20 protein-coding genes and 2 pseudogenes are annotated in these 24,328 nt (G+C 61.6%); 7 read left to right on the forward strand and 15 right to left on the reverse strand.

Going from position 1 to position 24,328, the window contains the following annotated elements; translation table 11 throughout:
• Window positions 1–212 (reverse strand): annotated as a pseudogene (locus ORI27_RS30985) (helix-turn-helix domain-containing protein); the annotation flags it as partial.
• Between the two features lie 276 nt (window positions 213–488).
• Here ORI27_RS30985 and ORI27_RS30990 point away from each other — a divergent pair.
• Window positions 489–1,724, forward strand: a complete 1,236-nt coding sequence (locus ORI27_RS30990) for an IS256 family transposase (RefSeq protein WP_266001036.1) — start codon at window positions 489–491, stop codon at window positions 1,722–1,724.
• A gap of 30 nt (window positions 1,725–1,754) precedes the next feature.
• Here the strand turns inward: ORI27_RS30990 and ORI27_RS30995 are convergent, their stop codons facing one another.
• From ORI27_RS30995 to ORI27_RS31020, 5 genes are all read right to left on the reverse strand, one after another.
• A complete protein-coding gene (locus tag ORI27_RS30995; protein WP_266001032.1) occupies window positions 1,755–2,228 on the reverse strand; it encodes an MBL fold metallo-hydrolase in 474 nt (157 codons plus the stop codon).
• Between the two features lie 877 nt (window positions 2,229–3,105).
• Window positions 3,106–3,612 carry a helix-turn-helix domain-containing protein gene (locus tag ORI27_RS33070; protein WP_323055698.1) on the reverse strand — a complete coding sequence of 169 codons (507 nt, stop codon included), beginning with the start codon at window positions 3,610–3,612 and terminating at the stop codon, window positions 3,106–3,108.
• A 213-nt stretch (window positions 3,613–3,825) separates the two neighbouring features.
• On the reverse strand, window positions 3,826–4,023 hold the full coding sequence (locus ORI27_RS31010; protein WP_266001034.1) for a helix-turn-helix domain-containing protein: 198 nt from the start codon (window positions 4,021–4,023) through the stop codon (window positions 3,826–3,828).
• Window positions 4,024–4,034: 11 nt separating this feature from the next.
• Window positions 4,035–4,427 carry a helix-turn-helix domain-containing protein gene (locus tag ORI27_RS31015; RefSeq protein ID WP_266001031.1) on the reverse strand — a complete coding sequence of 131 codons (393 nt, stop codon included), beginning with the start codon at window positions 4,425–4,427 and terminating at the stop codon, window positions 4,035–4,037.
• Window positions 4,424–4,765, reverse strand: a complete 342-nt coding sequence (locus tag ORI27_RS31020) for a hypothetical protein (protein ID WP_266001030.1) — start codon at window positions 4,763–4,765, stop codon at window positions 4,424–4,426. Before ORI27_RS31020 ends, ORI27_RS31015 begins: the two co-directional genes overlap by 4 nt.
• Before the next feature lie 381 nt (window positions 4,766–5,146).
• On the opposite strand from ORI27_RS31020, the gene ORI27_RS31025 reads away from it, so the two are divergent.
• Complete coding sequence (locus ORI27_RS31025; protein ID WP_266001033.1) at window positions 5,147–5,545, forward strand: hypothetical protein; 399 nt, start codon at window positions 5,147–5,149, stop codon at window positions 5,543–5,545.
• A gap of 161 nt (window positions 5,546–5,706) precedes the next feature.
• On the opposite strand, the gene ORI27_RS31030 is transcribed toward ORI27_RS31025, so the two are convergent.
• On the reverse strand, window positions 5,707–5,994 hold the full coding sequence (locus ORI27_RS31030; RefSeq protein ID WP_266001029.1) for a hypothetical protein: 288 nt from the start codon (window positions 5,992–5,994) through the stop codon (window positions 5,707–5,709).
• 15 nt (window positions 5,995–6,009) lie between these two features.
• On the opposite strand from ORI27_RS31030, the gene ORI27_RS31035 reads away from it, so the two are divergent.
• Window positions 6,010–6,456, forward strand: a complete 447-nt coding sequence (locus ORI27_RS31035) for a hypothetical protein (RefSeq protein ID WP_266001028.1) — start codon at window positions 6,010–6,012, stop codon at window positions 6,454–6,456.
• Window positions 6,457–6,607: 151 nt separating this feature from the next.
• On the opposite strand, the gene ORI27_RS31040 is transcribed toward ORI27_RS31035, so the two are convergent.
• Window positions 6,608–7,393, reverse strand: a complete 786-nt coding sequence (locus ORI27_RS31040; protein ID WP_266001027.1) for a DUF5131 family protein — start codon at window positions 7,391–7,393, stop codon at window positions 6,608–6,610.
• A gap of 131 nt (window positions 7,394–7,524) precedes the next feature.
• On the opposite strand from ORI27_RS31040, the gene tcmP reads away from it, so the two are divergent.
• A complete protein-coding gene (gene tcmP / locus ORI27_RS31045; protein ID WP_266001026.1) occupies window positions 7,525–8,637 on the forward strand; it encodes a three-Cys-motif partner protein TcmP in 1,113 nt (370 codons plus the stop codon).
• 166 nt (window positions 8,638–8,803) lie between these two features.
• Here the strand turns inward: tcmP and ORI27_RS31050 are convergent, their stop codons facing one another.
• The 5 genes and pseudogenes from ORI27_RS31050 to ORI27_RS31075 form a co-directional block, all read right to left on the reverse strand.
• On the reverse strand, window positions 8,804–9,010 hold the full coding sequence (locus ORI27_RS31050) for a hypothetical protein (RefSeq protein WP_266001025.1): 207 nt from the start codon (window positions 9,008–9,010) through the stop codon (window positions 8,804–8,806).
• A gap of 260 nt (window positions 9,011–9,270) precedes the next feature.
• Window positions 9,271–11,988, reverse strand: coding sequence for a site-specific DNA-methyltransferase (locus ORI27_RS31055; protein ID WP_266001024.1), 2,718 nt, complete (start codon window positions 11,986–11,988; stop codon window positions 9,271–9,273).
• Window positions 11,978–14,971, reverse strand: a pseudogene (locus ORI27_RS31065) (BPTD_3080 family restriction endonuclease). The gene ORI27_RS31055 and the pseudogene ORI27_RS31065 overlap by 11 nt, the downstream one beginning before the upstream one ends.
• Before the next feature lie 157 nt (window positions 14,972–15,128).
• Window positions 15,129–17,906: an AAA family ATPase gene (locus ORI27_RS31070; RefSeq protein ID WP_266001021.1), complete on the reverse strand. Its 2,778-nt coding sequence runs from the start codon at window positions 17,904–17,906 to the stop codon at window positions 15,129–15,131.
• The gene (locus ORI27_RS31075) at window positions 17,906–19,015 is read right to left on the reverse strand and encodes a metallophosphoesterase family protein (RefSeq protein ID WP_266001020.1); all 1,110 of its coding nucleotides are present in this window, start codon (window positions 19,013–19,015) and stop codon (window positions 17,906–17,908) included. The genes ORI27_RS31070 and ORI27_RS31075 overlap by 1 nt, the downstream gene beginning before the upstream one ends.
• A 194-nt stretch (window positions 19,016–19,209) precedes the next feature.
• Between ORI27_RS31075 and ORI27_RS31080 the strand changes: the two genes are divergently transcribed.
• Window positions 19,210–21,072 (forward strand): ATP-binding protein, encoded by a 1,863-nt coding sequence (locus ORI27_RS31080; RefSeq protein ID WP_266001019.1) that lies wholly within the window; start codon window positions 19,210–19,212, stop codon window positions 21,070–21,072.
• 252 nt (window positions 21,073–21,324) lie between these two features.
• Here the strand turns inward: ORI27_RS31080 and ORI27_RS31085 are convergent, their stop codons facing one another.
• A complete protein-coding gene (locus tag ORI27_RS31085; RefSeq protein WP_266074046.1) occupies window positions 21,325–21,600 on the reverse strand; it encodes a hypothetical protein in 276 nt (91 codons plus the stop codon).
• A 441-nt stretch (window positions 21,601–22,041) separates the two neighbouring features.
• On the opposite strand from ORI27_RS31085, the gene ORI27_RS31090 reads away from it, so the two are divergent.
• Complete coding sequence (locus ORI27_RS31090) at window positions 22,042–23,097, forward strand: helix-turn-helix domain-containing protein (RefSeq protein WP_266001017.1); 1,056 nt, start codon at window positions 22,042–22,044, stop codon at window positions 23,095–23,097.
• 389 nt (window positions 23,098–23,486) lie between these two features.
• Window positions 23,487–23,843 carry a hypothetical protein gene (locus tag ORI27_RS31095; RefSeq protein WP_266001016.1) on the forward strand — a complete coding sequence of 119 codons (357 nt, stop codon included), beginning with the start codon at window positions 23,487–23,489 and terminating at the stop codon, window positions 23,841–23,843.
• Window positions 23,844–23,945: 102 nt separating this feature from the next.
• On the opposite strand, the gene ORI27_RS31100 is transcribed toward ORI27_RS31095, so the two are convergent.
• Window positions 23,946–24,328: sulfurtransferase (locus ORI27_RS31100; RefSeq protein WP_266001014.1), on the reverse strand; the 383-nt coding region annotated here is incomplete at its 5' end.

Raw genomic sequence — 24,328 nt, forward strand, 5'->3', positions numbered from 1 at the left:
AACAGCATCGTGACCGGCAACAACACGTGGGTGACCAAACAGGAGCGGCACCGAGCCCGCCGCGGCCGCACCGGATCATCGAGTCCTTCAACCTGGCGGGACCGGGCATACCCCCAGCCGCCCAGCACGCCGTCAGGGCAGACCGGGCAGGCAATCGCGCCGGCCATCAACCGGGACTCGACGCGGACAGGATCGACCTCTACCGTCACCATCAGTGCCTCCGAGCACTACAGCGCGGCACCTCGCAAGCCCGCCAAGACTTCAGCGAGGTGCCGCGCACCCATCAGTTCCTCGTCACACTGACGGTGCACACGAACAAGATCAACCGGCCACGACAGCACCGGCCACATCACCACACTCAATGACGAATGGTTGCCCCGTGGTCGTCATCCCGAGAGACGGTCAACAGCCGTTGGGGCGGACAGAAGGAGTGTTTTGTGACGAAGACCACGCAGTTGCCGGCTGAGGAGAAGTCGGCCGCGCGGCGGCTGGCTGAGACGTTCTCGGCGGAGACGCTGGATTCGCTGATCAAGGATGCGGTGAAGTCGGGGACCCCGATCGACGGCGCGGACGGTTTGCTGAACGAGTTGACCAAGGCTGTGCTGGAGCGCTCGCTGCAGACCGAGATGACCCACCATCTGGGCTATGAATCCGGGGATCCGGCCGGGCGCGGCTCGGGTAATTCGCGCAATGGCTCGTCATCGAAGACGGTGACCACGGTCAACGGCCCGGTCGAGATCAGTGTGCCGCGCGACCGCAACGGGTCGTTCGAGCCGGCGATCGTGCCGAAGAAGGCGCGCCGGCTCAATAACATCAATTCTGTTGTGTTGTCGCTGTATTCGCGCGGAATGACCACCCGCGACATCGAAGCGCACCTCGAAGAGGTGTATGGGGCTGCGGTGTCGCGTGAGCTGATCTCCAACGTCACCGATGTCGTTGTTGATGAGATCAAGGCCTGGCAGTCCCGCCCGCTCGACGAGGTCTATCCGATCCTCTACATCGACGGTCTGCGGCTGCGCATCAAGGACAACGGGGTGGTCACCACCAAGGTCGCCTACCTGGCGATAGGGGTGGATCTGGAGGGCCGCAAACACGCTCTGGGGGTCTGGATCCAAGACTCCGAGGGGGCGAAATTCTGGCAGAAGGTGGTCATCGACCTGCGCAACCGCGGGGTGCACGACATCCTGATCGCCTGCTGCGACGGGTTGACCGGGCTGCCGGATGCGATCCGCTCGATCTACCCCGACACCGTGGTGCAGACCTGCGTGGTGCACGTGATCCGCAACGCCATGCGGTTCGTGTCCTACAAGGACCGCAAGAAGGTCGCCACGTCGATGCGCGCGATCTACACAGCCCCGACCACCGAGGCCGCCGAGCTCGCGCTCACCGACTTCGACACTACCTACGGCGCCCAGTATCCCGGCGCGATCGACGTGTGGCGCAACGCCTGGCCGGAGTTCGTGCCGTTCCTGGACTATCCGGTGGAGCTGCGCAAGATCGTCTACACCACCAACGCCATCGAGTCGATCAACTTCCAGCTGCGCAAGATCACCAAGAACCGCGGGCATTTCCCCGACCGCGACGCCGCGATGAAGTTGCTGTATCTGGGGTTGCGCAACATCTCCAGCGAGAGAGGAGGCTTCTCCGGGACGGGAACGCACAACTGGACTGTGGCATTGAACACACTCGCCAGACTCTTTCCCGGTCGAATTCCATTGTGTTAGAATACAATTCGTAGTCAACTCACCTCTGACTTACACAAAATTCGTGACAGGCTCGGTGAGGGTCTCAGACGTACGCAGTTCACTAAGCCCAGCGAAGTGATCCGCGTCGCCGTGGGTGATCACCATGGCATCCACTACGGCCGGCTCCCCGTCGCTGCTACCCGGGAACGCGGCAGCCACAAACCGGGCGAACAGCTTGTTATCGCCGCCGTCGATGAACACGACTTTGTCATCAGGAGTCTGGAGGATCAGGCCGTCGCCCTGCTGGACATCGACCATCGCCAGCCGCAGAAGACCCGACTCGCGAAGTCCGGTCTTGGCACGCACATAGCCCTCCACACCGGGACCACCGCCGGCACGCTGAGCCCGTACCCGCCACTTCCCGTCGACATCTTCGTCGGGAAGCCGACTGCATTCGTCGCCCCAGTAGAACTGTCTCGTGCTGCCGTCATCGAGTCGGACATCGATGATGTCATCGTCGAAATAGGTCGTTACTTCAGGCATGACTCAGCACCTCACTTTTGCAACAGTTTCGCCCGGCCAGTCGGGCCGAATGTTGCCCTGCCGATACCAGCCAGAGTCGCCGTCCAGCTTGGCGGACATCCTAGGCCCCCAACGTCTCGGCCGAGCGTGTCGACATGCACTCAGTCTGGGCTGTGATCGGCAGCCTGTATCGCATACTGCGGTACTTGTTTCGCACGTGTCGGCGTCGTCTGAAAACTGACTCCGACCCCCAACGATGTGGTCGTCTGTCCGCAGCCGGGCGCGCCAGTCACCAAGACAACGCGCATGAGTAGCCATGGTGACCGATCACGGTCCTGCTGGCAATCGAATTGCAGCGACACGAGGCAATCACCAAAAGCGCGTGCGACGGACTTTGGTGAGGTCATCAAACGCGTCCTCGTCACCGTGACGCCAGTGTCCGAGGGCTGCACGCAGTGCAACCCGATCGCGATAGCGCTCGACGCGATTTGACCGACGAGCCTCCCAGCCGGCATGACACATCCAGCATGAGCAGATCGCGGTACCGGTATAGCGGAACGACCAGTAGCAGTTTGTGTTTGGCCGCCAGGGTGGCCGAGTTGTGGGCGGACGCGGAGGGAGGTCGCAGTGGGCATGGTCAGACGCGTGCGTGGCCTCGATGGCAAGTTCGCCACGAGCGAGTCGGACCCAGAGCGGAGCGTGGGCATCGGTGCGGGACAAGGCAAGGCCTCCGGGGACATGGCCCCTGCCCGCTACCCCCGGATGAGGACGAACAGGGGCCGCGGTGTCTCCACGGAGTCCCGAGGCCTGTGCTGTCCGACGATCATGCGTGTGAATGTAACCTGGCGCGCCGACACGAAGCCAGCAGATTTCTGCAGCGGCCAGGCGGTGGCGGTGTTTATGGCCGGGGACGCGCGGCCTGCAACCACGCGTCCACGTCGCTGCGGCGGTACAGCACTCGGCGTCCGAGCTTGAACGACGGTGGCCCGGCGGTTCCGGTGTGTCGCCAATATCGCAGGGTGTCGGGCGATACCCGCGTCATTGCTGCTACCTCATCGATCGTCAGCAGTTCGCTGTCGGGGTGTTCGGGTGTCGGCGATGGCAACGACGGTCCAGGGGCTGTGGTGCGGGACCGCTTCGTTGCGAGCGCTTCTGCGATGGCGAGCAGCGCGTAGGTGCTCGCCAGCTTCCACGGTGCGGTGTGGCACGGGTCGATCTGTCCCGCTGGCTCGGTCGCTCGCTGGTACCAGTCAGACGGTGGCACTCGCACGAGGTCTGCGCGGCCGTCGACCTCTGTGAGCCAGCGTTCAATGTCGTTGCGTCGGTACAGCGTGCGTTTGCCGACCTTCATCGACTGCGGCCCCTGGTTGCTCTGTCGCCAGTAGCTCAGGGTGTGCACGGACACGTCGATGAGCTGTGCGACCTCGGCAAGCTGTCAAGTTGTCGCGTCCCAATGGCACGCGAGCGCCGTCACGCTCAACGAACTTCGGACAACCGCATTCGGATGCGGCACAGGATGATCCACCTGGGCGGCCACCACCACCGCCGTGATGAATGCTGGCGAAGTGCCCGCACTCCCCGCATTGGGCGGTTGCTTTGATCGAGCCGGGATCGCCGCTCACTGTGGACGTCGTTTCCGTGTCCGCGTTGGGGCGTTGAGGGGGCGCATCAGCTGTTCGTCGATCTCGTTTCGGTCGACCCGGATGGTGCGCTTCGACCGACCTAGTCGGTAGCCGGTCAACTCGCCGTCGTTGATCAAGCGGCGCACCGTGCGGTCACTGATCTGGAGGTATTCGGCGGCCTCGGCGACGGTCATGTAGTGCCGCGTCACGACGGCTGCCAGACGCGGACTCGTCCAAGCTCCAGCAATGAGTCACGGTCAATGCGGATGGCGCCGCTGGTGCCGATGCGACGGGCATCGAGCTGCTCATAAGCGATCATCCGGCGGATGAGGTGGGGACTGACCTGGTAGTAGTCGGCAGCCTGCGGGAGCGTCACCCAGCGCGGCAGCGTCGCAGCCGGGATGTCCGCGTGGCCGCACAGCCGCAGAACTGACCCGCGCTCGACCCGGATCAGCCGGCCCCACGGTGCGGCACCGCCGCGGACGCCGATGCGCCGGAAGTCGAGCTGCGGCAACAGGCGGTGATAGGCTTCGGCACGATCAACGCCGCACAGTTCTGCGACCTGCGCCGTAGTCAGCCAGGGCGCCAGCGCCGTCACGGCTCCCGGATTTTGGCAAGACACGCGGCGCACCGCACCGTTTCGGGGTCTTTGGGCTTCCCGCAAGACGGGCAGATCGTCTTGCGGCGCTTGCGAGCAGCGGCGGATTTCATCGCCATCCGCTGCATGTGTGCTTTGCGCGCCCACTCGGCACGTCTAGCACGCTCCTGCGGCGTGAGGACGCCATCGGGGTCGACTTCGCGCTCGAAACGATCAAGCGCGGCCTTTCGGGCGGGCCAGGTCCGTGCGCTGCGGTCCTCGGTCTTCGCCCAGGATTCATACGCGCCGAGCCGCCCACGCATGCTCCGCTGGCTCGGTGAGTCGTCACGTACCGACACCGGCGAAAGCTTATGGGCAACAGGGAAAGAGCGACAGAACGGCCGCTAGACAGTGCGTTGATTACAGGTGGCCGGATGGTCGACGTCACGGCGTGCCAGTGACGAGGCGACAGCGTCCAGCGCATCATTCAAGACGACCACTGCCGTGTGCCACAGGCGCGAACTCTCAATTGTTGGTCGACGGCAGTGGACTCTCCCGGAAGGTGTGTGCACCCGGCTGCAGAAGCGCGAGGCGGCGGTGCGTCTTAGCCATGCAATGAAGGCAGGCTAAAAATATGTTGCTGCACAACATAATATGCAGCTCACTTACGTGAACTGGCATTGCCAAAACCTTGTCATTGGGGTTCGAACAATTGTACGATCCGTAGATCCGTCGTGTCCATGGTTTCCGCACCGGCCGCACGTGCGGTTCCTCCGATTCCGGTCCCGAAAGGTGGTCTCATCATGTCTGCGCGTACACCCATCCGCCACGGCGAGATCCTGCTGCTTCCCGTCGCGACGGTGCCCTTTGGTGAAACCGAGCACGTGACTAGTTGCATTGTCGGGCATAGTGAATCGGGCCATCATCACGTGCTCGAAAGTGACGAGGTGTTCGCACAGATTGTCGCGATGAACGGGGATCTGTTCGTTGACTTGCCTGCTGATACCCCGCTTCGGCATCACAAGAATCACCAGCAGCACCGCGAGCTGATGGTCCCGGCCGGCACATGGAAGGTTGTCCGCAAGACCGAGTTCGATATCCGCTCGACGGTTGCGCCACGCCGGTACATCGCTGACTAGCGATGGCCTTTCGCCGCGACCGGGTGATTGAGCACGTCACCGATTACTACCGAGCCCACGGTGCCGACGAGGGAACCAAGTACGTCGTCATATCGAATCTCGATGATGCACTACGCCTGGCCGTCGTCCATGGTCCAGACGCACGCCTCTCGAATACGTCGCTACGACGGACTCCAACGGCGATACAGGATCTCGACGATGATCGGCACATCGTCCTCGGAGTGCATGATCGGGTCTTCGACCACGCTGTCCGACGGGAAGCGACACAGCGGCGCTTCCGAACCGGCGAGGTGTTCGTCCTCTCGGCAGACGCGATTGCGACGCTGCCAGGCGCCCTCCACGGTGCCTGCCGTGACGGGCTCGGTTGGCTGATTGCCGCAGACCACACCGCGATCATCGTGCCCAGCCCCGTTGTACGGCTTGCCGAGGGACGACCCGGCGTGCTCCACGACGACACTGGGCGCATGGCGGTCGTCTGGCCCGATGGCAACGGCTACTACTTCCTCCACGGGACCGAATTCGACAAGCGCCTGTACTTCCAGGTGATCGACCACCAACTACTCATTCAGGACGTCGCCGCTCTCGATAATGTCGATATGCGGGCAATCGCCCTGCAGTACATGACATTCGAGCAGTTGGTACTGGACTCCGACGCTCAATTGCTGGACCGCGGCGTGCGGGGGACCGTGCTCTACCGGCTGGAACTGCCGCCACCGTTGGCCCGCGACCGCAAGCCCAGCCACGGGCGGTACGACTACTTCATCCACCTGCGCGACGCCAGCCACCCCGAACGTGAGTTTATTGAATGGGTCGACCCCGAGATCGGCAAGCAGCGCCACGCCGAACTCTGCCAGGCCTATGCATTCGGGATCAGCCTCGACGATTGGCTGTCGATCGAGCAGGAGGGATGAGCGAGCCGGTGCGGACTGCAGATACCGGCACATCAATCGTTGGCATGCGGTCGATCCGATTGCATTGTGGGAGCCGCCACATTTGCCCTTGCGACAAGCCGAAGGGCAAGGTGTCACGATCGAGCAGGCACGGTGATCGATCCGGTCGTCCTCAACCGAGCGCTGCCCGACCAGCTTCGCGCGACCCTGCCCCGGTCAACTCTGCGCTGTCCGGCATCGCGTCCCAGGTACGCCCGTCCAGCTCGCGACCGCCTGACTTCGCACGAATACCGCCCCATTGCTTGAAGAAGAAGGCAACACCGGCACGCTCGCACTGGTCCCGCAAGCTGCGAACCCACATCGCATCGACCGGCCGGTACTTAGCTCCTGACTCTCCTCCGGCGATCAGCCAGTCGATGCCTGTGAGGTCGAGATCGACCGGGCCGATGAGGGGTTCCGCCGAAATGAACCGGACCGCTGACTCCACATGGCGCAGTTCATCGACTCGCCACGCCTCAGACTGGTCCTCTACCGAGACACCCATCCAGATGTTGCTCGTCCATGGCAACTTATCGGCCATCCGTGACAGTCGCCTCGGTCGCTTCGTGAGCAGTTGGTAGGTGTGCTGTGGCGTCTCGACCATCACGTCGAAGACTCGCTGGATGAAGGCATCGGGCACTCGCGCATGCCACAGGTCGGACATACTGTTGACGAACACGGTTCTTGGGCTGTGCCACCGTCGTGGCAGATCCAAGGCATCCTCGTGCACTTGCACGCCGAAGCCCGGTCCGCTCGTCCGCGGGTCTCCATCAACCTGGTACTTCGGATTGCCCATCGCCTTCAACCGCTTGGCGAGGGTCAACGCGTAGCAATTGTCGCAACCAGCGCTGATGCGGTCGCACCCGGTTGTGGGGTTCCACGTGGCCTCGGTCCACTCAATCGAACTCCTGTCAGCCACGCTTTGAGGGTACGGCGGCACTCCGACAATCGATGCCGCGCGGGCATCGCACGCCCAGGCGTGTCGGCCGCGGGCCGAAGATCATCGGGACTAGCGTCGCTGCGAAGCCGAACACTGAAAGCCGGTGCAGGATGTCGCCCAAGCCGAAGAAGGCCTTTGAACTTCGTGAATGCCCTCCGCACACTGCCGCGAAGCATGCACTCCTACGCCGCTACCTGGGCGCATGGTTTCCAATCATTGCGCGGTGGAACAAGCGGGTCGTTTACTACGACGCCTTCGCCGGCCCAGGCGAGTACCTCGGCGGCTCGCCGGGGTCGCCGATCATCGCGCTGCAGACGCTGATTGACCACTCGGCGTTCACGGCGATGAGCGCCACCGAGTTCGTCTTCCTGTTCAACGAACAAGACGGGGGCTGTGCCAACCATCTCGGGGAGCAGGTTGCGGCGTTCCAGGCCGCACATCAACCATGGCCAGCGAACGTCAATATCGACATCAACAACTCAACCTTCATCGATCTGACCACCGAAATCCTCGATGACATCGACAAGAGGGAGGCCAAGCTCGCTCCGATCTTCGCCTTCGTCGATCCGGTCGGAGTCAAGGCCACGCCGATGGCGATCCTGAAGCGTCTGACGGACTTTCCGAAAGCGGAGATGCTGGTCTACTTCGCCAACGAGGCGAGCGTGCGCTGGTCGGGCAGCGGTCAGATCGATAAGGCGCTTAAAGACCTATTCGGGACGGACGAGTTCAAGGGCGTCGCCACGCTCGCCCCCGGAGAGAGCGCCCATTTTGTCCACGACCTCTATAAGCAGCGACTTCACGACGAGTGCAACTTTCCGTACATCCAGAGCTTCACGATGTACGACGACCGCGGCAAACGTGTGTACGACCTCTTCTACTGCACTCGAGAGCCGATCGGCATGAGCCGAATGAAGGAAGCGATGTGGAAGGTCGCCCCGAGCGGCGACTACACCTTCCGGGATCGATTCGCCAACCAGGAGGTGATCTTCGCTGAGCTTGTCGACGCCGAGCCGCTGCGCAGGCACCTCATGGAATACTTCCGTGGTCAAGCCGTCACCATCGAAACGGTGATCGCGCACGTGATCGTCGCGACGCCATACCTCGAAACTCACGTGAAGACAAAGACGCTCAAGCCGATGCAAGTTGCGGGCCAGATCTCAAGCCCGAATCAGAACCGGCCAGGCACATTTCCCAAGGGGACAATTATCCAGTTCTCGGCCTAACGTCTGGTGTCATGGCTCAGGTGCGTGTCCTCGACGCTCAAGGGACCGACCGGCAGATCGGAGCGGTCGGCACTTTCGGCGCGTATGCCGTCGAGCATCACGGCGAGGTATCGGCGGTAGAGATCGGGTGACACGTCGCGGGTTTGCTCCATGATCGCGGACAGGCCTAGCTGAAGAAAATCAAGTCGCTCTGGTCGAAGTCTGGCCGAACCACACCTTGTGCCTTCGCGTTGTCGACCAGCGCGATGAGTATGGCGCGATGGCGGTCTCGGACCTCCGCGACGCGCTTGTCGCCGAGGGCGCGGTTGTTCATGGTCTCGTTCAGTCCGCGGTCGCCATAGCGCAAGTGCAGGGCTTCGCCCAGGTACATCACAAGCCCGTCCTACGCGTTCGGCTCGGCAAGAGCCCGTTGCGCTGCCTCTTCGACCACCTGCAGGCGCTGGTCGCTTCATCTACATGCGCGCCGCCAGTCATCCGAGCCCCAATTCATCGAATGGGCCGACCCCAAGATCGGATGCCAGCGTGACGCCGAACTGTGCCGAGCCACGCCTTCGGTATCACCCTCGACGATTGGCTGTCGATCGAGCAGGAGGATGAGCAGACGGGAACCTCAGGCCGACCCACTGTTAAGGCTCACACCTCGAACACCTTCATGACCTCGTCGCCGTAGTCGTTGATTACCTTGACTGCGATCCTGCCAGTCTCCGGAGTGGGGAATTCGCGCGACGTCGTTTGGTACAGGCTGGCCCAGGCGTCGGCGTCGATGTCGGTTTTAAGCGCGACCTTGAGTCGCTTGTACGGGTCGTTACCGCCAGTGAAGTAGCAGTGCCGGACGAAGAATGACTCTCCGTTGTAGTTGGTGTCGATCATCCACAACGCGATCTGGCCGGTGTCGTCGCTGCGGACGTCACCGGTGGTGGGGTCGTACACGTCGACGCCGTTGAGGTCGACGATCACGCCACCCGACTCGGCGCGGCGCAGGTCGATATCGGGTTCGCCGAACACGGTGAACAGGTTGCCCGATGCCGTCTTCTTGAGGTCCTCGCCCATGAGCAGGTCGGCGTTCATGCGGACAAGCAGCACCTTGATGCGGCCGAGTTTGCGTTCGGCGGCGACGTTCGCAAAGCCCTCGCCGCTGGCTTCGACGGTGACGCCGTCGGATTCGGTGACACCGGTGGCCTGCGGGTCGTAGGCGAAGGCGAGGATTGCAAGCAGGTCGACATCGGGCGCGGCAATCGCTTCGCGAGCAGCACCCTTGATGAACGTCGGGCTGACGGTGCCGTACTGGGGCCCGATTGCGACAGCTATGCGTCGTGCGCTGTCGTCGCTGTTCGCGGCGCGGTCGCCGATGGCTTGGATGTAAGACCCGGCGTGCGGGTCGACGGTCGCGAACCTGATGCGTTCGTTGCGCTTGCCGTTCTGGATGCCGGCCTTGGCGAGGTTGTCGAGAATCGTCTGCTCGAAACTGGGCGCGGAAGCGTCTGTGGCACCGGCGGATTCGCTGATCGACTCGCGGTTAGCGTCATCGACCATCGGGGTGAACGCGACCGCGCGATGCGGGGACAGGCTTTCGACGGTGAACGGCCCGCTGACGCGGACTTTCTTGTTGTCCTCGTAGGGACGGTCGTAGAGCCGCTCGAAGTCGGCGTGCCGTTTGACGGCGTCGTCAATCTCCTTGCGGCTCATGCCCTCCTTGATGTCGGGATTGTTCGCAATCGACTTGAGCGTGATGTGCTGGACGCGCTCGTAGACGAAGCCGTGCCGAATATCGTTGGCAGGAATGCCCGCCGGCGATGGCTTGCCGGTGACCCCCGCCTCTTTCGCCTTGCCCTCTACGGAGTCGGAGAGGTAGTAGTACGGATACTTCGCGCCCATGAGTCGCTGCCGGGCCAGTGCCAGTGCGACGCGGGAAGTGTCGATGGTGATCCAGCGGCGACCCCACTGCTCCGCGACGAAAGCCGTTGTGCCGGAGCCGCAGGTCGGGTCGAGGACCAGGTCGCCCGGATCGGTGCACATGAGCATGCAGCGCTCGATGACCTTGGTGTTGGTTTGGACGACATAGAGCTTGGGATCGCCGAAACCACTCTGACGCGTGTCGTCCCAAGCATTTGAATGCGCCTGAAGTGGAAAGTCTTCAAAGTAGCGGACGAAGGTCAGCGTCTTACCCAGGGGGAGGAGTCGTCCCGCAATTTTGAGGTTCTCCATGCCGGTCGTATTGGTCTTCCAGCCGCCCTTCGCCGGCGAGTAGGTGCGCCCATCAATCTCTACCGGGAACACTGTTGTCTGCCCGACACGAGTTGTTTGCGACGTCAGGGGATTTGCGCGGCATATGCGAGATCCGTTGCGGTGAAGGACGTCTACCTCGCGTTGCTCTTGTGGAGTAAGGGTCCGCAGGCTTCCCGCTTCATCAACGAACCGATAATTCCCGTCGTCGCGAATGCTTCGTTGCTGATACAACGTCCGGTACTTGATGCACTCAAGATCGCGCGCATACCAAACTATGTAATCAGTCACCGAGGCAAGGACGTTGGTTCCGCCCGCAAAGCTCCCCGCGCCGGTCGTTGTTCTAAACGAGATCAGCGAGACGAAGTTCTCCGAGCCGAACACCTCGTCCATCAAACTCCGCACCAGGTGAACATTCTCGTCGCCGATCTGTACAAAGCAGCTTCCGCTCTCCGTCAACAGATCTCTCGCCACGACGAGCCGATCCCGCAGGTATGACAGGTACGAGTGGATACCCAACTCCCAAGTGTCGCGAAATGCTTTGATCTGCTCGGCTTCTCGGGCGATATCCTCGTATTTGCCGTCCTTGACGTCGCGCTTGCGGGCCGTGGCCTGCCAATTGGAGCCGAATTTGATGCCGTACGGCGGGTCGAGGTAGACCATCTGCACCTTGCCGCGCAACAACTCTCGCTCCGCGAGTGACGCCATCACCTGCAGCGAGTCGCCGAGGATCATCCGGTTCGACCAGTTCGCCTGGTGCTGGTAGAACTCCAGCTGCGACAGTTCGTCGAGGCCGTCGAAGGTGTCAAACAGCGTGAACTCGGGTTCGTCCTCGGGACGGGCGGCGGTGGCGCGTAGGTTCTCGATCAGCACCCGCGGGTCGATTTTCTCCTGGATGTAGATCGGTGGCGCGTCGACAAACAGATCGGCGGAATCCTGCTCGTCTTTACCGCGCCACACCAGTTGCGGGTCGAGGCTCGGATCGCGCGGGTAGAAAACCTTCGTCGGCGACTCGATGACCGGGTCGACGAAATCGTGCGCGTCGGCGGTCGGGATGTTGGCCCTCTTATCCTGATGTTGAATCGATTTGACCTCCGTCGGCCCGGAGGCCGCAACCTTACGCGCCACGTCGCACCTCGTTGAAATCCATCAGCTCGGGGTCACCGATGATCGCCTGGTCGGCATACAACGCCGCAATGGCGTCGGCAAGCTTCCGCTTCACCGTCACCATATCCGTGACCTCGACATAACCCCATCGGCCATAATCGCCGTGATTGTTCACCGCCGGGCACCACACGTTCTTCGCGGTCCGTGCTTTCTCCTTCGTCGGGCCGGGACTCTTCTGCCCACCGGACACCTCGACGATCAACGTCCGAACGAAATCCTCATCCGCCAGGGGTACCAGCCGAACGAGGAAGTCCGGCACTTACGAATGTGTCCTGCCCTTGTGCACATAGGGGATCGCGAATCCCAAGTGGTCGTTCTTGACGTATGCCGCCACGTCCTTGTTCAGCTCGCATTCGTAGGAAAGGATCTGCTCCCAGGTGTTACCGCCCGTACCGTCCAGCACCACGTGGCTGACATGGGACTTGACCGTCTCCACCGCCACCTTGTGCGTGAGGAATCGGACGTCGGATGTCGACCCCTCTGGGTCGAAGCGCCGCATCAGTGCCCGCATGCGCGGGCGGCCGTCACCGGTCTGGCGCGCTATCGCGTTGTAGATGTCTTCGACCGCACGGTGCTGGCGTTCCGTGCTGTCCAACAGAACGCCGATGCTGTAACCCGGGTCGACCCGCACGCAGCCTTTGATCCATTCGCGGCAGATTCTCAGCAGTTGCGGGAAGCGCCACGGTTGGCGGTCACCGTCGAGCTCGAAATGGTTCTCCAGCAATCGCTTTGCCAGTGTGAAAGCCACTTCTTGCCGACGCGCGGCTGTCGTTATCTCCGTCCGTTCCGATTCACCGACGATGCCGGCTGACTCGGTCCACGTCGGCACCGTCGAGCGCCCGATGACGAACTCTGGCAGTCCCGTCAGGTCGAACGACAGTTCCAGGTCAGGGACTTCGAGGCGGTAGCCCTCGACTTTGGGGAAGATGATCCGCAGCGACTCACGGCCATCGACGGCCCCGACTTCGATAGCCGGTGGGCGCGGCATTGGTTCCTTTATCGCGCGATCGGACGGGATGAACGCAAACGGAATTCCGTACACGTTGGCATACTCGGGGTCGAAATGGCCGTCGTCGTTGACCGCGTATGACCGCCGCCGCAACCCGCGCCCAACCACCTGCTCACACAAGAGCTGACTACGGAAGGGCCGGATGCCGAGGATGTGTGTCACGGTGTTGGCGTCCCACCCCTCGGTCAGCATGGCCACGCTCACCACGCAGCGCACACCTGCGCCGAGTGTTCCCGGCTTGCCGACGGTATTCATGACCTCGCGCAGGATGTCTTGGTCAGTGAGCGATTCGGCGTCCGCGCCGGGATGGGCCAGCCGATACTGCGCTTTGAACGCCTCGATTTCGCCCGCCGCCGCGGTCTTGAAGTCTCCCGTCAACGCCTCGCCGGACTCCAACTGTGCGGAGTCGACCAGGATCGTGCGCGGACGGCCCAATGGCCTGCCGTCGATGATGTTGCTGAACTCAGCGAGATTGCCTGAGCGCGTGTCGGTTCCGGCGATCCAGTCGTACACCAATTTCGACACGAGAGTATTCGGACACACCACGATGTACACCGGTGGGGTGTGGCCTGCCGCAGCCAGGTTCCCCTGCCAGTATTGGAAGGATCGTATGTAGCTGCGGTACAGGCTGTTCAGCGCGCCTTCGAGCACCTCCGGCGGCACCCACTTCTCGTCGGTCACCGTCGACTTGCGCTTCGGGAGCTCCTCGCCAACGTGATCCCACAGCTGCAGATACGTGACCAGCTCGCCTGCAGCGTCGTCGTCGACCGGCGTTCGAGGGATCTTGACGATGCCCGACTCGATCGCGTCCATCAGCGAGAAGTCGCTGACCGTCCACGGGAAGATGTAGCCCTCGCTGTAGCCCGAGCCGGACAGATAGAAGGGCGTCGCTGACAGGTCGTAGACCTGTTTGACGCCAACGCGTTTCGCGATCGCCTGGATGCCCTTGAACCACACCCGGGCTTCCTCGTTGGCCTCGGACTGCTCCTTGGACAGCTTCGGCCCGGCGATCGGCTTGTCCTGGTAGCAGTGGTGGGCCTCGTCGTTTAGCACGACGACCTCGCCCTTGGCGCCGCCGAAATCCCGGAGCGCCCGTGCCACCATCGCATCCGGCGTCTCCCGGAACGGGTCGTTCCTGCCGTTGAGCAGCACCTTTCGCGTATTGGCGCTAACGCCTTTGATCTCCTTGGCATCCCGCAGGAGGAACGCATGGTAGTTCGTGACGATGATCTGCGCCTGGTACAGCGCGCCTCTCAGGTCCGGTGGGATCAGGTCGCGCTTGTCGTAATAGTTGTCCACGTCGCCGGGGAAGAGAACCCGTAGGCGGTCGCGGATCGTGATGCCCGGCGCGATAACGAGAAACCGCTTCGCGAACCGAGCGTCACGCGGACTGGTGACCTTGTTGAGCGTCTGCCACGCGATCAGCATCGCCATCACAACCGTCTTGCCCGAGCCCGTCGCCATCTTCAGCGCCACCCGCGGCAGGCCCGAGTTGTGGTCGGCGTTTGCCTCGTCTAGGCGTCGCCGCCAGTCCGTGTAGCCGTGGCGTCCGGCGACTTCGGCCAGGAAGATGGCCGTTTCCGCGGCCTCGCGCTGGCAGAACAGCACACGGTTCTCGCGGTCTGGGTCGGCCCAGTGCTGCAACAGCTTCCGAGTCACCGGAGTCACCCGTTCGTAGCCGAATTGCCGCCAGCGATCGACCTCGCTGCGCAGGTCGTTGACCAGGGTGTTCTTCTCGCGCCGCTCGTGGGTGCCCTCGAATTCGAACTCCGTCTGCTCCTTGGTCTTGCGCGTCGACGCGATCGGGATGAAGAACTCGCTCGGGCGTCGCCCGGCCCGGATTTCGCCCGTCGGACCGTTCGCGCCGATATCGAAATACCTGCTCGGCGGGTCGTACGGAGAATTCAGGATCGGATTGTCGATCGAGTCCCGCATACAATCCCTTCCGTATCGGTAGTAACTCTATGCGCGTGACGTCCGGTAATCCGGATTTCAGCAGCAGGCATATCACGCAGGCAGATGCGACACCGCCCAGCAAGCTTCAGAACGACATCCCCCGAGCTACACAGACTGCTCTTTGTTGTCGTTTCAGTCACGCGACCTCGATCGGTGTGAGCTCGCGGATCGTGTGTTGCGGGTTGGTGAGGTTTTCGCGGGCCCAAGTGGCCACCTGCTCCTCCTGGGTAAAGACAACCACCTGCCGGTTGTCAGCGACTCGCAGCAAGAGGTTGAGGATGTCGCGCGTGCGAGCGGCGTCAGCGTGCACCGTGGCATCATCGAGCAGGAGTGGACATGTGTCATGGCCTCTTGTCAGATGGTCGGCGAGCGCGACGCGCAGCAGTAGGTACACCTGCTCGGCGGTGCCGTACGAGAGCAGGTCTGCTCTACGCCACCGTCGCGATTTACCGCATACCTGCACCAGAAGCGACTCGGGGTCAACCATCACGTCCGTGTAACGATCATCCGTGATCGTCGGCAGCCAATCTTTCAGCGTCGCAGCCAGCAAGGGTGCAATGTCACGATGAACCCGATCCTGCGCATCCTTGAGGAACTTGCGCGTCAACTCCAGCGTCTCTTTGAGCTGCTGTAGTCGTTCTAGCTCATCCTCGGCTCTACTAAGGTCCTCTTCCGCCTCGGAGACATTGCCCATACTGGCTGCAAATAGCCGCAACTCACCTTCTTCGGCCGCTGCCTTGGTCTCGGCCTGGGATGCTTCTTGTCGCAGTGCAGGCAGCTGTTCGGCGGCTGACGACGCCACCACGGGCGCCAGCAGCGCCGAGTCGGCTGCGCCGAGTTGTTGCGCACGGGCGCTCGCCAACCGACTCGACTCTTCGAGCTCGACAAGTGACTTGCTATCGAGAAGGGTATGCAACTCCGCCCATTCCTGTTGTTTCGTCGCGAGTTCGTCGAGCCGATCTGTCCGCTGCTCCAACCACCGATACATGGAGGCGATCGCGTCCTCGGCTGTGGCACAAGCGATTCCGCAACGGCCCGCCGTCGAAATCACGAGATCGGTGGCGCGCGCGCGGATAACCTGGTCGCCTGTGGATCTAACTTCGGCGGCCTTCGTGTCGGACAGCTGTCGAACCAGGTCGCCACGGCGAGCCGCATTGGCAGCCTGCGCGGTGTTGTCCCGGCAGGCCTGCTGATAGTTGGTGGCGTCGGCCAACAGTGTCGCTTCGTCCCTGCCGCTTGGCGTATGGCCGCGAGCGGCCAGTGCTTCGCTGAGGTGCGCAGCCGCAGCCGAGGCCTGACTCCGTAAGGTTGCGTGTTGATTGGCCCATTCTTCGGCGTCATGCTGGTGCGCGGCGGCGTGCGCACGAGCCACCGGAACCGCGCGCAGCGCCGCCGGGTCGGCCGGGATCCCAAGTTGTGCGCAACGCGCTAAGGCCTGTTCATGCCGCCGCGCCATTTCCGCCCTTCGCGTCTGCGCCGTCTGAAGGGTTGTTTGCACCTCAGCAAGTTTGCGTGCCGAAGATGCGGTCGCACCGCTGAGGCGTAGCGCTGCGCCGGCGATAGACAGCCCGGTTCCCATCACAACAACAGCTATGCCGACGGCTAGCCCCACGGTCGTCAGCAGTAGCAGGGCGAGGGCGGCGATAGCAGCGCCTGCCACGATAAGGACCATTGATACCGGGCCACGGCTCCGCGCGCTGTTTACGGCGTTTCGTGCCGCAGCCTCACGCTCGACCAATTCCCGCGGTATAGAGGGCACCGGCGTCTCAAGCGTGCGAGCCAGGTCCAGCAGCTCGTCATCATCCGCGGAGACCTGGGGCGCGCTCGCGGTTGCAGACGGTCGTGACTTGGCTTGCAGTTCCAGCTGTGCTGAAGCGTGCTTTACCCGATCGATGGCTGTCAGCACGCTCGAATGGGGTTCGGTGTCACCTTGTGGTGGTGCGGGAAGCGCATCGATCTCCTCCTCTAGCTTTGCGCTGGACCGTTCCGGGAGCAGCGATGCTTCCGGACGCGATCGCCACTCGGTCAATGCCTCGGAGACCTGCCGGGCGAGGTCGTCATCATCGAGCGCCGAAGGGGGCGCTGTGGTGCCGTACTTGGCATACAACTCTTTTGCTCGCGATGTCCGCTTCGTCAGTTCGGCGGCTGTTTCGACAGCAGCTGCCGCCTCGTACGCGCACACCTTTGCGGCCGCCGCCGCCGCCATTTTGCGTAACTCCTCAGCCCGTGCGACGCGAGATACGTACTCTTCGTGAGCCTCAGTGCGCTCCTCTAACACCCGTTGGGCACGCTCGACGTAGAGTTGCGCGGTCCGCAGAGGCTTAGTGGAGTTGGCCCGGTCATGTCCGACCCGCTCCCTCAGGTAGTCGTCGATGCGCCCTAGTGCTTTGGCGGCAGTCGCTGCGGACCCCGCCGTTGCCGCGGCACGCTGAAGGTGATCCTGCAGCCCCGCAGCATCGTCACGGACGCGTCGCATCTGCCCCTGCTCGACACAGGCCGTCGCGACAAAGGAGGAGCGGTCCAATCCCAACCATTCCGACGCATCTGGAGCCCCATCATTCATGATCTCTGACGAGACGTCGCGACCCAGACCTAAGTCCTTGGCGTGACAATCGACCTTGCCGGCAAGATCCTGGCGCATTTCGATGTTTCGGCCGTCGTCAAGGATGATCTGCGAGGTGACAAGCCAGTCCTCGTGGTCCCATGGCTTATGTAGATCGATGAAACTCTGCTCATCCGCCCGGGGTTTACCCTTGCCGCGTCGTCTGCCACACAGCGCGGCGAAAATGGCAGCGTGCCACGAGGACTTCGCCGATTCATTGTTACCAAAGACTACGGTCATTCCGTCCGCGAAGGACAGCGTCTCGTCTCGCAATGGCCCGAATGCATGCGCGGTTACCGAACGGATCCGCATCAGTGCACCTCAAGGTCGTCTATGCGGTCGTTGAGTGCGCGCAGCCCAGTGACCAGTACCCGGTGGCGTTGATTGTCCGTGAGGTCTGCGCCGAGCACGTCGTGGACGAACTGCCCGCGCACTGTCTGCTCTTTCCTAAGGGTTTCGTAGTCGTCGGACAGTGCAACACGCACGGAGCCAAATTGAACAACAAGGGCATCCAGGTTTGCTGGACACAACTGTTCGAAATCCTGCAGGCGAACGTCGACATCGGGCCCGAGCGCGCCGCGCAGCGTGACGCGGACGTAGCCGGAAAGGTCGTCGACGGCGTCAAGAACTCTTTCCCGTACCTGGCCCTCGTGTGTCACACCAGTCAAGTCAACGCTGACATCGCTGACAATTGACGTCGCAACCGCGAAGTGTTCCCGGCTGATAGCCCCGTCTCCACCGACGGTGACGAGCACTGCTGCACCCTTCCACGTCTCGCCGAAACTAAGAGTGTCGGGATTGCCGGGGTAGGTGTAGTCGGACGCCTCAACGGGGTGGTGGAAATGCCCAAGAAGAGCATGGTGGAGCCCGGACCGCTCGATTTGCTCGACGCGGAACGGCGCGTGCGGTACTTTCCCCTTTTGCTGCATCCACAGGTCACCCTGAGCCGAGCCGTGAAACAGCGCAAGATGGACACCGCCGCGATCGACATGAAAGGCGTCGAGAAAGCCCGGCGTGTTCGCTGGCGCGCAGTGCGCCGCACCCCACAACGTGAGTCCGTCAGCTAATCCGATTGCGGAGAGTTCCGCAGTGTCAAAGACATGGACGTTGGGCGACCACTGGATCTGGCGATACAGGCTAACGGGCCCGAACCAGTCGTGGTTGCCAGGCGCGAGAAAGACCGGCAGAGGGGCGATCTCGGCGAACGTCGCGCGAAGAAACTCCGCCGTGTCGGGCGTGAACCTTTCCTGTTCGTATAGGTCGCCGCCGCAGGTAAGTGCATCCACCCGCTGCTCATCGGCCACCTGACAGATATGCATCAGCGTCTCGCGCAAAGCCCGCCGACGATTCCGCGCTTGTTGCGGGCTCGCCCAGCGAAACCGCGTGTCGAGATGCAAGTCAGCGAAGTGGAGCAACCTCATAACTCGCCTTCCTACTCCGGATCTGTTCCGCTACCTTAGTTGTTCGAACCGACAACCTTTAAGCGCAAGCGCCCGAGATGGCCGGTGTTTGTCGGTTTGAGACGGTTGTACCATCAGACCCTCCAAAACTAATACAATGGTGCACAGCACGAACTATTGTGCTACACCTTGGAGAAAGATGTTAGTATTCATATATGAGATTGAGGAAAGTCAAGATCCGAAATTTCCGCTGCTATATAGATGAGGTAGCGGTCGAGCTTGATTCTCTGACGTCGATTATCGGTCGAAACGATGCCGGCAAGTCAACTGTGCTTGAAGCGTTGGCAATATTTTTTGACCAGCAAAAGCCAGATAGCGACGATGCCGCAAAGGACGGGCAAAAGTCCGACATGTCTATCACATGTGAATTTGACGAACTCCCAGAGCAACTTATTGTTGATTCGACAAGTGCAACAACTCTCACCGAAGAATATTTGTTGAACGAGGATGGACACCTTGAGATCCGTCGTACCTTCAACGGAGAGCTGAAAACACCGACTTCAAAGGTCTTTATTCGTGCGAATCACCCGTCTGCAGATAACGTAGGTGACTTGCTCGCACTTAAAAATGCGGATCTGAAGAAGCGAGCCGTTGACCTCGGGGTCGATCTGACCTCAGTCAATCAGCGGATTAATGCCGAGCTACGTGCCGCGATCCGGGACCATGTGGGTGAACTAGACCTTCAGATTACCGAAATTGAGGTTGATATCGCTCCCGGAGCAAAGGAGCTTTACGCGCGACTGAAGGAGTCGCTTCCGGCATATTTCCTCTTTAGGTCAGATCGGCCGAGTACCGACCAAGATAGTGAAGCCCAGGATCCCATGAAGGTCGCCGTTCGGGTAGCTATCGAGGAGCAGCGTGCCGCACTTGACGAGATTGCGCTCAGCGTTCGCCAGCAAGTGCGTGAGCTGATCGACCAAACCTTACTCAAGATTAAGGCGCTATCGCCCGAGATCGCATCCGAGCTGAACCCTGAAATCTCGGACCCCAAGTGGGACTCTATCTTCAAGATTTCACTAACCGGGGAGTCGGCAATTCCACTCAATAAGCGTGGTAGTGGGGTTCGACGTCTTGTTCTTCTTGGATTCCTGCAGGCCCAGGCGGAGTCCCGGCGGGCCGTGAGCCCCGACACCGGAATTATCTATGCGATTGAGGAACCGGAGACAAGCCAGCACCCGGATACACAGCGAGTGTTACTCCAAGCGATCGAGGAGATCGCTCAGCAAGATGGCTATCAGGTTCTAATGACTACCCATACACCAATGCTTGGTCGACTATTGCCAACAAGAACGTTACGCTACGTAGCTGTCGGGCACGGCGGAGCTCGAGAAATTCACTACGGAGACGATAATACGATTCGAGAGGTTGCCAAGGCCCTCGGGGTGCTACCTGATCATGATGTTCGCGTATTTGTTGGTGTCGAAGGAAAGCATGACGAAAGCTTCTTAAAGCACGCCTCAAGAATTCTGAGTCAAGGGGATCCACAGATCGACTCCCTTGCTGATCTTGAATCGCAAGGAAAGTTGATATTTATCCCTGTTGGTGGATCGAATGTGGGGCTGTGGGTATCGCGGCTTCATCATCTGGATCGTCCTGAATACCATATCTTTGATCGTGATCACCAGCCACCAGCGCTGCCGCATTACGAGAGCCAAGCAGCCGCCATCAATGCGCGCCAAGGCTGTACGGCAGTACATACAACAAAGCGTGAGATTGAGAACTATCTTGATCGTGCAGCAATCGTCGCGGCGAGGCCGGAAGTGGCAATCCCAACTATCAACGATTTTGATGACGTTCCAGAGGTTGCGGCGCAAAAGATCCATGCTGCCGCTCCCGATGCTCCCGCGTGGGCTACGTTGAGCGCTGAGTCGAAACGCAAGAAACAAGCGCGAGCCAAGGGATGGCTGAACGATCAAGCAGCGGCTCTAATGACTCAAGAAATGTTTACTCAATCAGACCCGAACGGTGAGATTAGTGGTTGGCTCCGTGATATCACGGCGCTGGCACGCTCGGAATAGTGAAAGATGGCTTCCTTGACCTCCGGGGGGGGGGGGGGGGGTATAGGCAGACTATGTCTCCCCGTCGCAAAAGCAACCGTCCAAGAAAAGTGCATGTCTCAGCTCGCTCAAAAAACACGCAAGTTATCGTGTCGCGGAGCATCCGAAAAGACCCACCCGACTACAAGCGTCTCGCGCGGGCCCTGGTCCTCGTGGCGAAGGAGATGCAAGAGGCAAGGGAGTTAGGTGTCTCGGTCGAGGAGCTGCGCCGATCTAAGGAGAATGCTGGTTCGTCCCGTTCGGCCGCATGATCACCCCATGCTCCCGCAGTAGCTTGAGCACGCTGCCCTGGCTGAGGTTGTATCGGCGTCGCAGTGTCGGGGTTCCCACGCCGTCTCGGTAGGCCTGCACCAGTTCCGCAATCGTCTCCGCAGACAGCCGGCGATCGACCTTCTGGATCTGTGGCAGGGGAGACACCTCCCTGACCTGGGTTTTCGCCAGTTTTTCGACGATTTCCACGGTCTTGCGGATGCGTGACCCCTGGTACACGGGTTTCGAGTAGCGTCCCGCTAGCTCCACTTTGAAAAAACCCGCTCCGACTTCGGTCAGGGCGGTTTCTTGGGTTTGCTGTTTCCCTCGGGCTGGTTGAGCTTGACGACAACCGCGGCCTCATTGATGAAATGGGGTCCATCTGGGGTGTCCCCACACTGAGGTATTGAGACTTGGTGCCGTACGGGCGGCCTAAAAGGTGCCGCTCAGGACCGCCTTCACTTCGAAGGCTCAACTACAGATCACTGAGCTCTGCCAGCGATCTGCGTGTGCGTGGTGAGCGGCGGCGATGCGAATTGACTGATTCAGATCCTGCTATGTGACTGATTGAAGACCGAGCATGCGTCAGACCGAGCCCAACCCCCAACGCGTTCCGGACACCCCATCCGTTCGGTGTTCGGTATTGACCGAACACCGAACGTGAGAAACAATGATTCTGTGTTGAGCGCAGCCGACGCAGAACACGCGCTTGTTGAGGCGCTTGAAGCGGTGGGGCTGACGGCCTCTCTGACCGGCTCTGCTGGAGACGCTGCCGACATCGAGGTCCGAACTCCTGACGGCCGGACCCTGTTCATTGAAGCCAAATATCGGACGCTCGCGTCGGCGGATGTGCTCCCGCGACAGCTTGGCCAATACGCGCACCAGCTTGCTCGAACCCAAACCGGGGCTGGCAAGCACGTAGTTGGCGTGTTCGTTGCGGACCGGATCACCGAAGATGCGCGCGCGATGCTGGAAAGCGCCGGCTGGGGGTGGCTGGATCTGCGGGGCCGACTGCACCTGGCAGCACCCGGGATCTACGTCCATGCCGACATTGCGCCGGTAAACAAAGATGGGACGGCTCCTGACGATCCGTTCGCTGGTCGAGCTGGCCTGGAAGCCGCAGTCGAACTGCTGCTAAATCCGGGCCAGTCTGTCGGTGTGCGTTCCCTCGCTCACCGAATCGGCAGGGCGCCCAGCACTGTTTCAGAGGTCCTCGCGCGCCTTCGACGCGCGAATTTGATTGACACCGAGCATATTCCAATGATTCCGGACCTGTTCTGGGGTCTCACGTCGGCTTGGCGTCCGGCCTCAGTGGATGTTGCCTCGCTGCCGTCGCCGGCGGACAGGGCGGTTCGTGATGCGCTGCGTATTAATGACGACATCAACGCCGGAACCGGCTGGGCACTGACGGACACCACAGCGGCCGCATACTATCGGGCGCCCGTCGGGCTTCGCGCCGACCATCCGCCCGACTTCTATGTCCCCGACATGCGCACTCTGCGCCGCGCCGCACAGGTGCTTGGCGCGGCTACGGATCCGGGCACGCGCGCAGCAACGTTGAAGGCCGCCCCTGTAGTGGCCACGTGCGCAGCCCGGGTTCGGATCGGCGAATCTGAAGAGAGCTGGCCCATGGCTCGACCGCTGTTCGTAGCCTTGGACCTGGCCAAAGACCCGAGCCGCGGACACGAGATCCTCGCTCAGTGGACGCCGCCGGAACCGTGGGCGCGTGTCTGGTAGCGCGGGGCCTGTGCAGGTGGTGAACCTTGCCGGCACAGCGATGGAGCGGCTGGTCCACGTAATCCCGCGTATTGAGGCACAGACGTCACGACCGGTTGTGTTGATCGGCGGACTGGCGGTCGTGTGCCGATTAGGGCGACCTCATCGCGCGACCGCTGACCTGGACACCGTGGATCGGCGCCGCGACGATGAACCATCGCAGCTTGAACTGCTTCTCGATGCTGGCGCGACCCCGCGCGGTCCCGCGGGAGCGCTATTAGACACCTCGGACGGCGTTGTCGAGGTTGACGTTCTCGGGGTAACCGACGCGGCACTTCAAGATCTTCCTGACGACGCCACCGGGCGCCTTCATGTCATGGCCCACAACTGGGGCCGCCACCGCATCCCCAATGTCGCTGCAGACGCCAGGCTTCGCGCCGGTAACCGTGCGCGTCGCCGAGCCCGGGCCCCTCATCGCGATGAAGCTGCAATCACTGATGGACCGCGGCGCAGCCAAGGAGGCCAGTGACCTACTGGACATCGTCCGGTTGACACTCGATCCGGCTGCCGGTATCGCTGCACGACAACAACTTTCGAACGCCGATCTGCAGTTGCGGGCCGACTGCCTACTCCACGTGAAGCTTTGGCTGGTTACACACGCGAGACGGTCACTGAGCCGCGTCAGAAGTATTCCGGAAGGCCACGCGATGGCACTGGACGACATTGAACTCACTGCGGAGCTTCTCGTCGCTTCGGTACATCCCTAGCGTCCCGTGTGTGCTGAACGTGCTTTGGTCATCTCCGAGGGCGCCGGCAAGGCCTGACGACCAAATGCGGCCTGCAGGAGAGTCTCTGAGGTACCGGCCTCCTCACTCGGATGCGACCGCCCTGTCAGATGAGGGATCGGTTATAGGCAGACTCGGATCGGCGTTCCACTCCATCATGCTGGCGTCATAAACCGCGATGTCTTCGCGTCCGCAGAGCTTCAACGCGAATCCGGTCATGGTGGCGCCGATCCCGCCGCCGCAGTAGGTGATGATTTTTCCCTGATCGCCTATTCCGCTTGCCCCGAGAATCTCTCGGAGTTGGTCATCGGCGAGGAATTGTCCGTCGTCTGGGTCGACCAGTGATGCGAAGTAGATGGGGCCTTGCCCCGGTGTAGTGGACACGGGATTTGTGGTTACGCCGCTTGTGGCAGCGTAGCGAATGTGTGGTTGTTTTCGTAGGTGGCGGGGCTGGAATAGGCGCAGCG

The sequence above is a fragment of the Mycobacterium pinniadriaticum genome (assembly GCF_026242045.1).
Lineage (GTDB): Bacteria > Actinomycetota > Actinomycetes > Mycobacteriales > Mycobacteriaceae > Mycobacterium > Mycobacterium pinniadriaticum.

Bases quoted from the DNA above. Each gene is read 5' to 3' on its own strand.
- ORI27_RS30995 (WP_266001032.1), bottom strand. From the start codon at position 2,228: ATGCCTGAAGTAACGACCTATTTCGACGATGACATCATCGATGTCCGA.
- ORI27_RS31010 (WP_266001034.1), bottom strand. From the start codon at position 4,023: ATGACCGTCGCCGAGGCCGCCGAATACCTCCAGATCAGTGACCGCACG.
- ORI27_RS31025 (WP_266001033.1), top strand. From the start codon at position 5,147: ATGGTTTCCGCACCGGCCGCACGTGCGGTTCCTCCGATTCCGGTCCCG.
- ORI27_RS31035 (WP_266001028.1), top strand. From the start codon at position 6,010: ATGGCGGTCGTCTGGCCCGATGGCAACGGCTACTACTTCCTCCACGGG.
- tcmP (WP_266001026.1), top strand. From the start codon at position 7,525: ATGTCGCCCAAGCCGAAGAAGGCCTTTGAACTTCGTGAATGCCCTCCG.
- ORI27_RS31070 (WP_266001021.1), bottom strand. From the start codon at position 17,906: ATGCGGATCCGTTCGGTAACCGCGCATGCATTCGGGCCATTGCGAGAC.
- ORI27_RS31075 (WP_266001020.1), bottom strand. From the start codon at position 19,015: ATGAGGTTGCTCCACTTCGCTGACTTGCATCTCGACACGCGGTTTCGC.
- ORI27_RS31080 (WP_266001019.1), top strand. From the start codon at position 19,210: ATGAGATTGAGGAAAGTCAAGATCCGAAATTTCCGCTGCTATATAGAT.
- ORI27_RS31095 (WP_266001016.1), top strand. From the start codon at position 23,487: ATGTCGCTGCAGACGCCAGGCTTCGCGCCGGTAACCGTGCGCGTCGCC.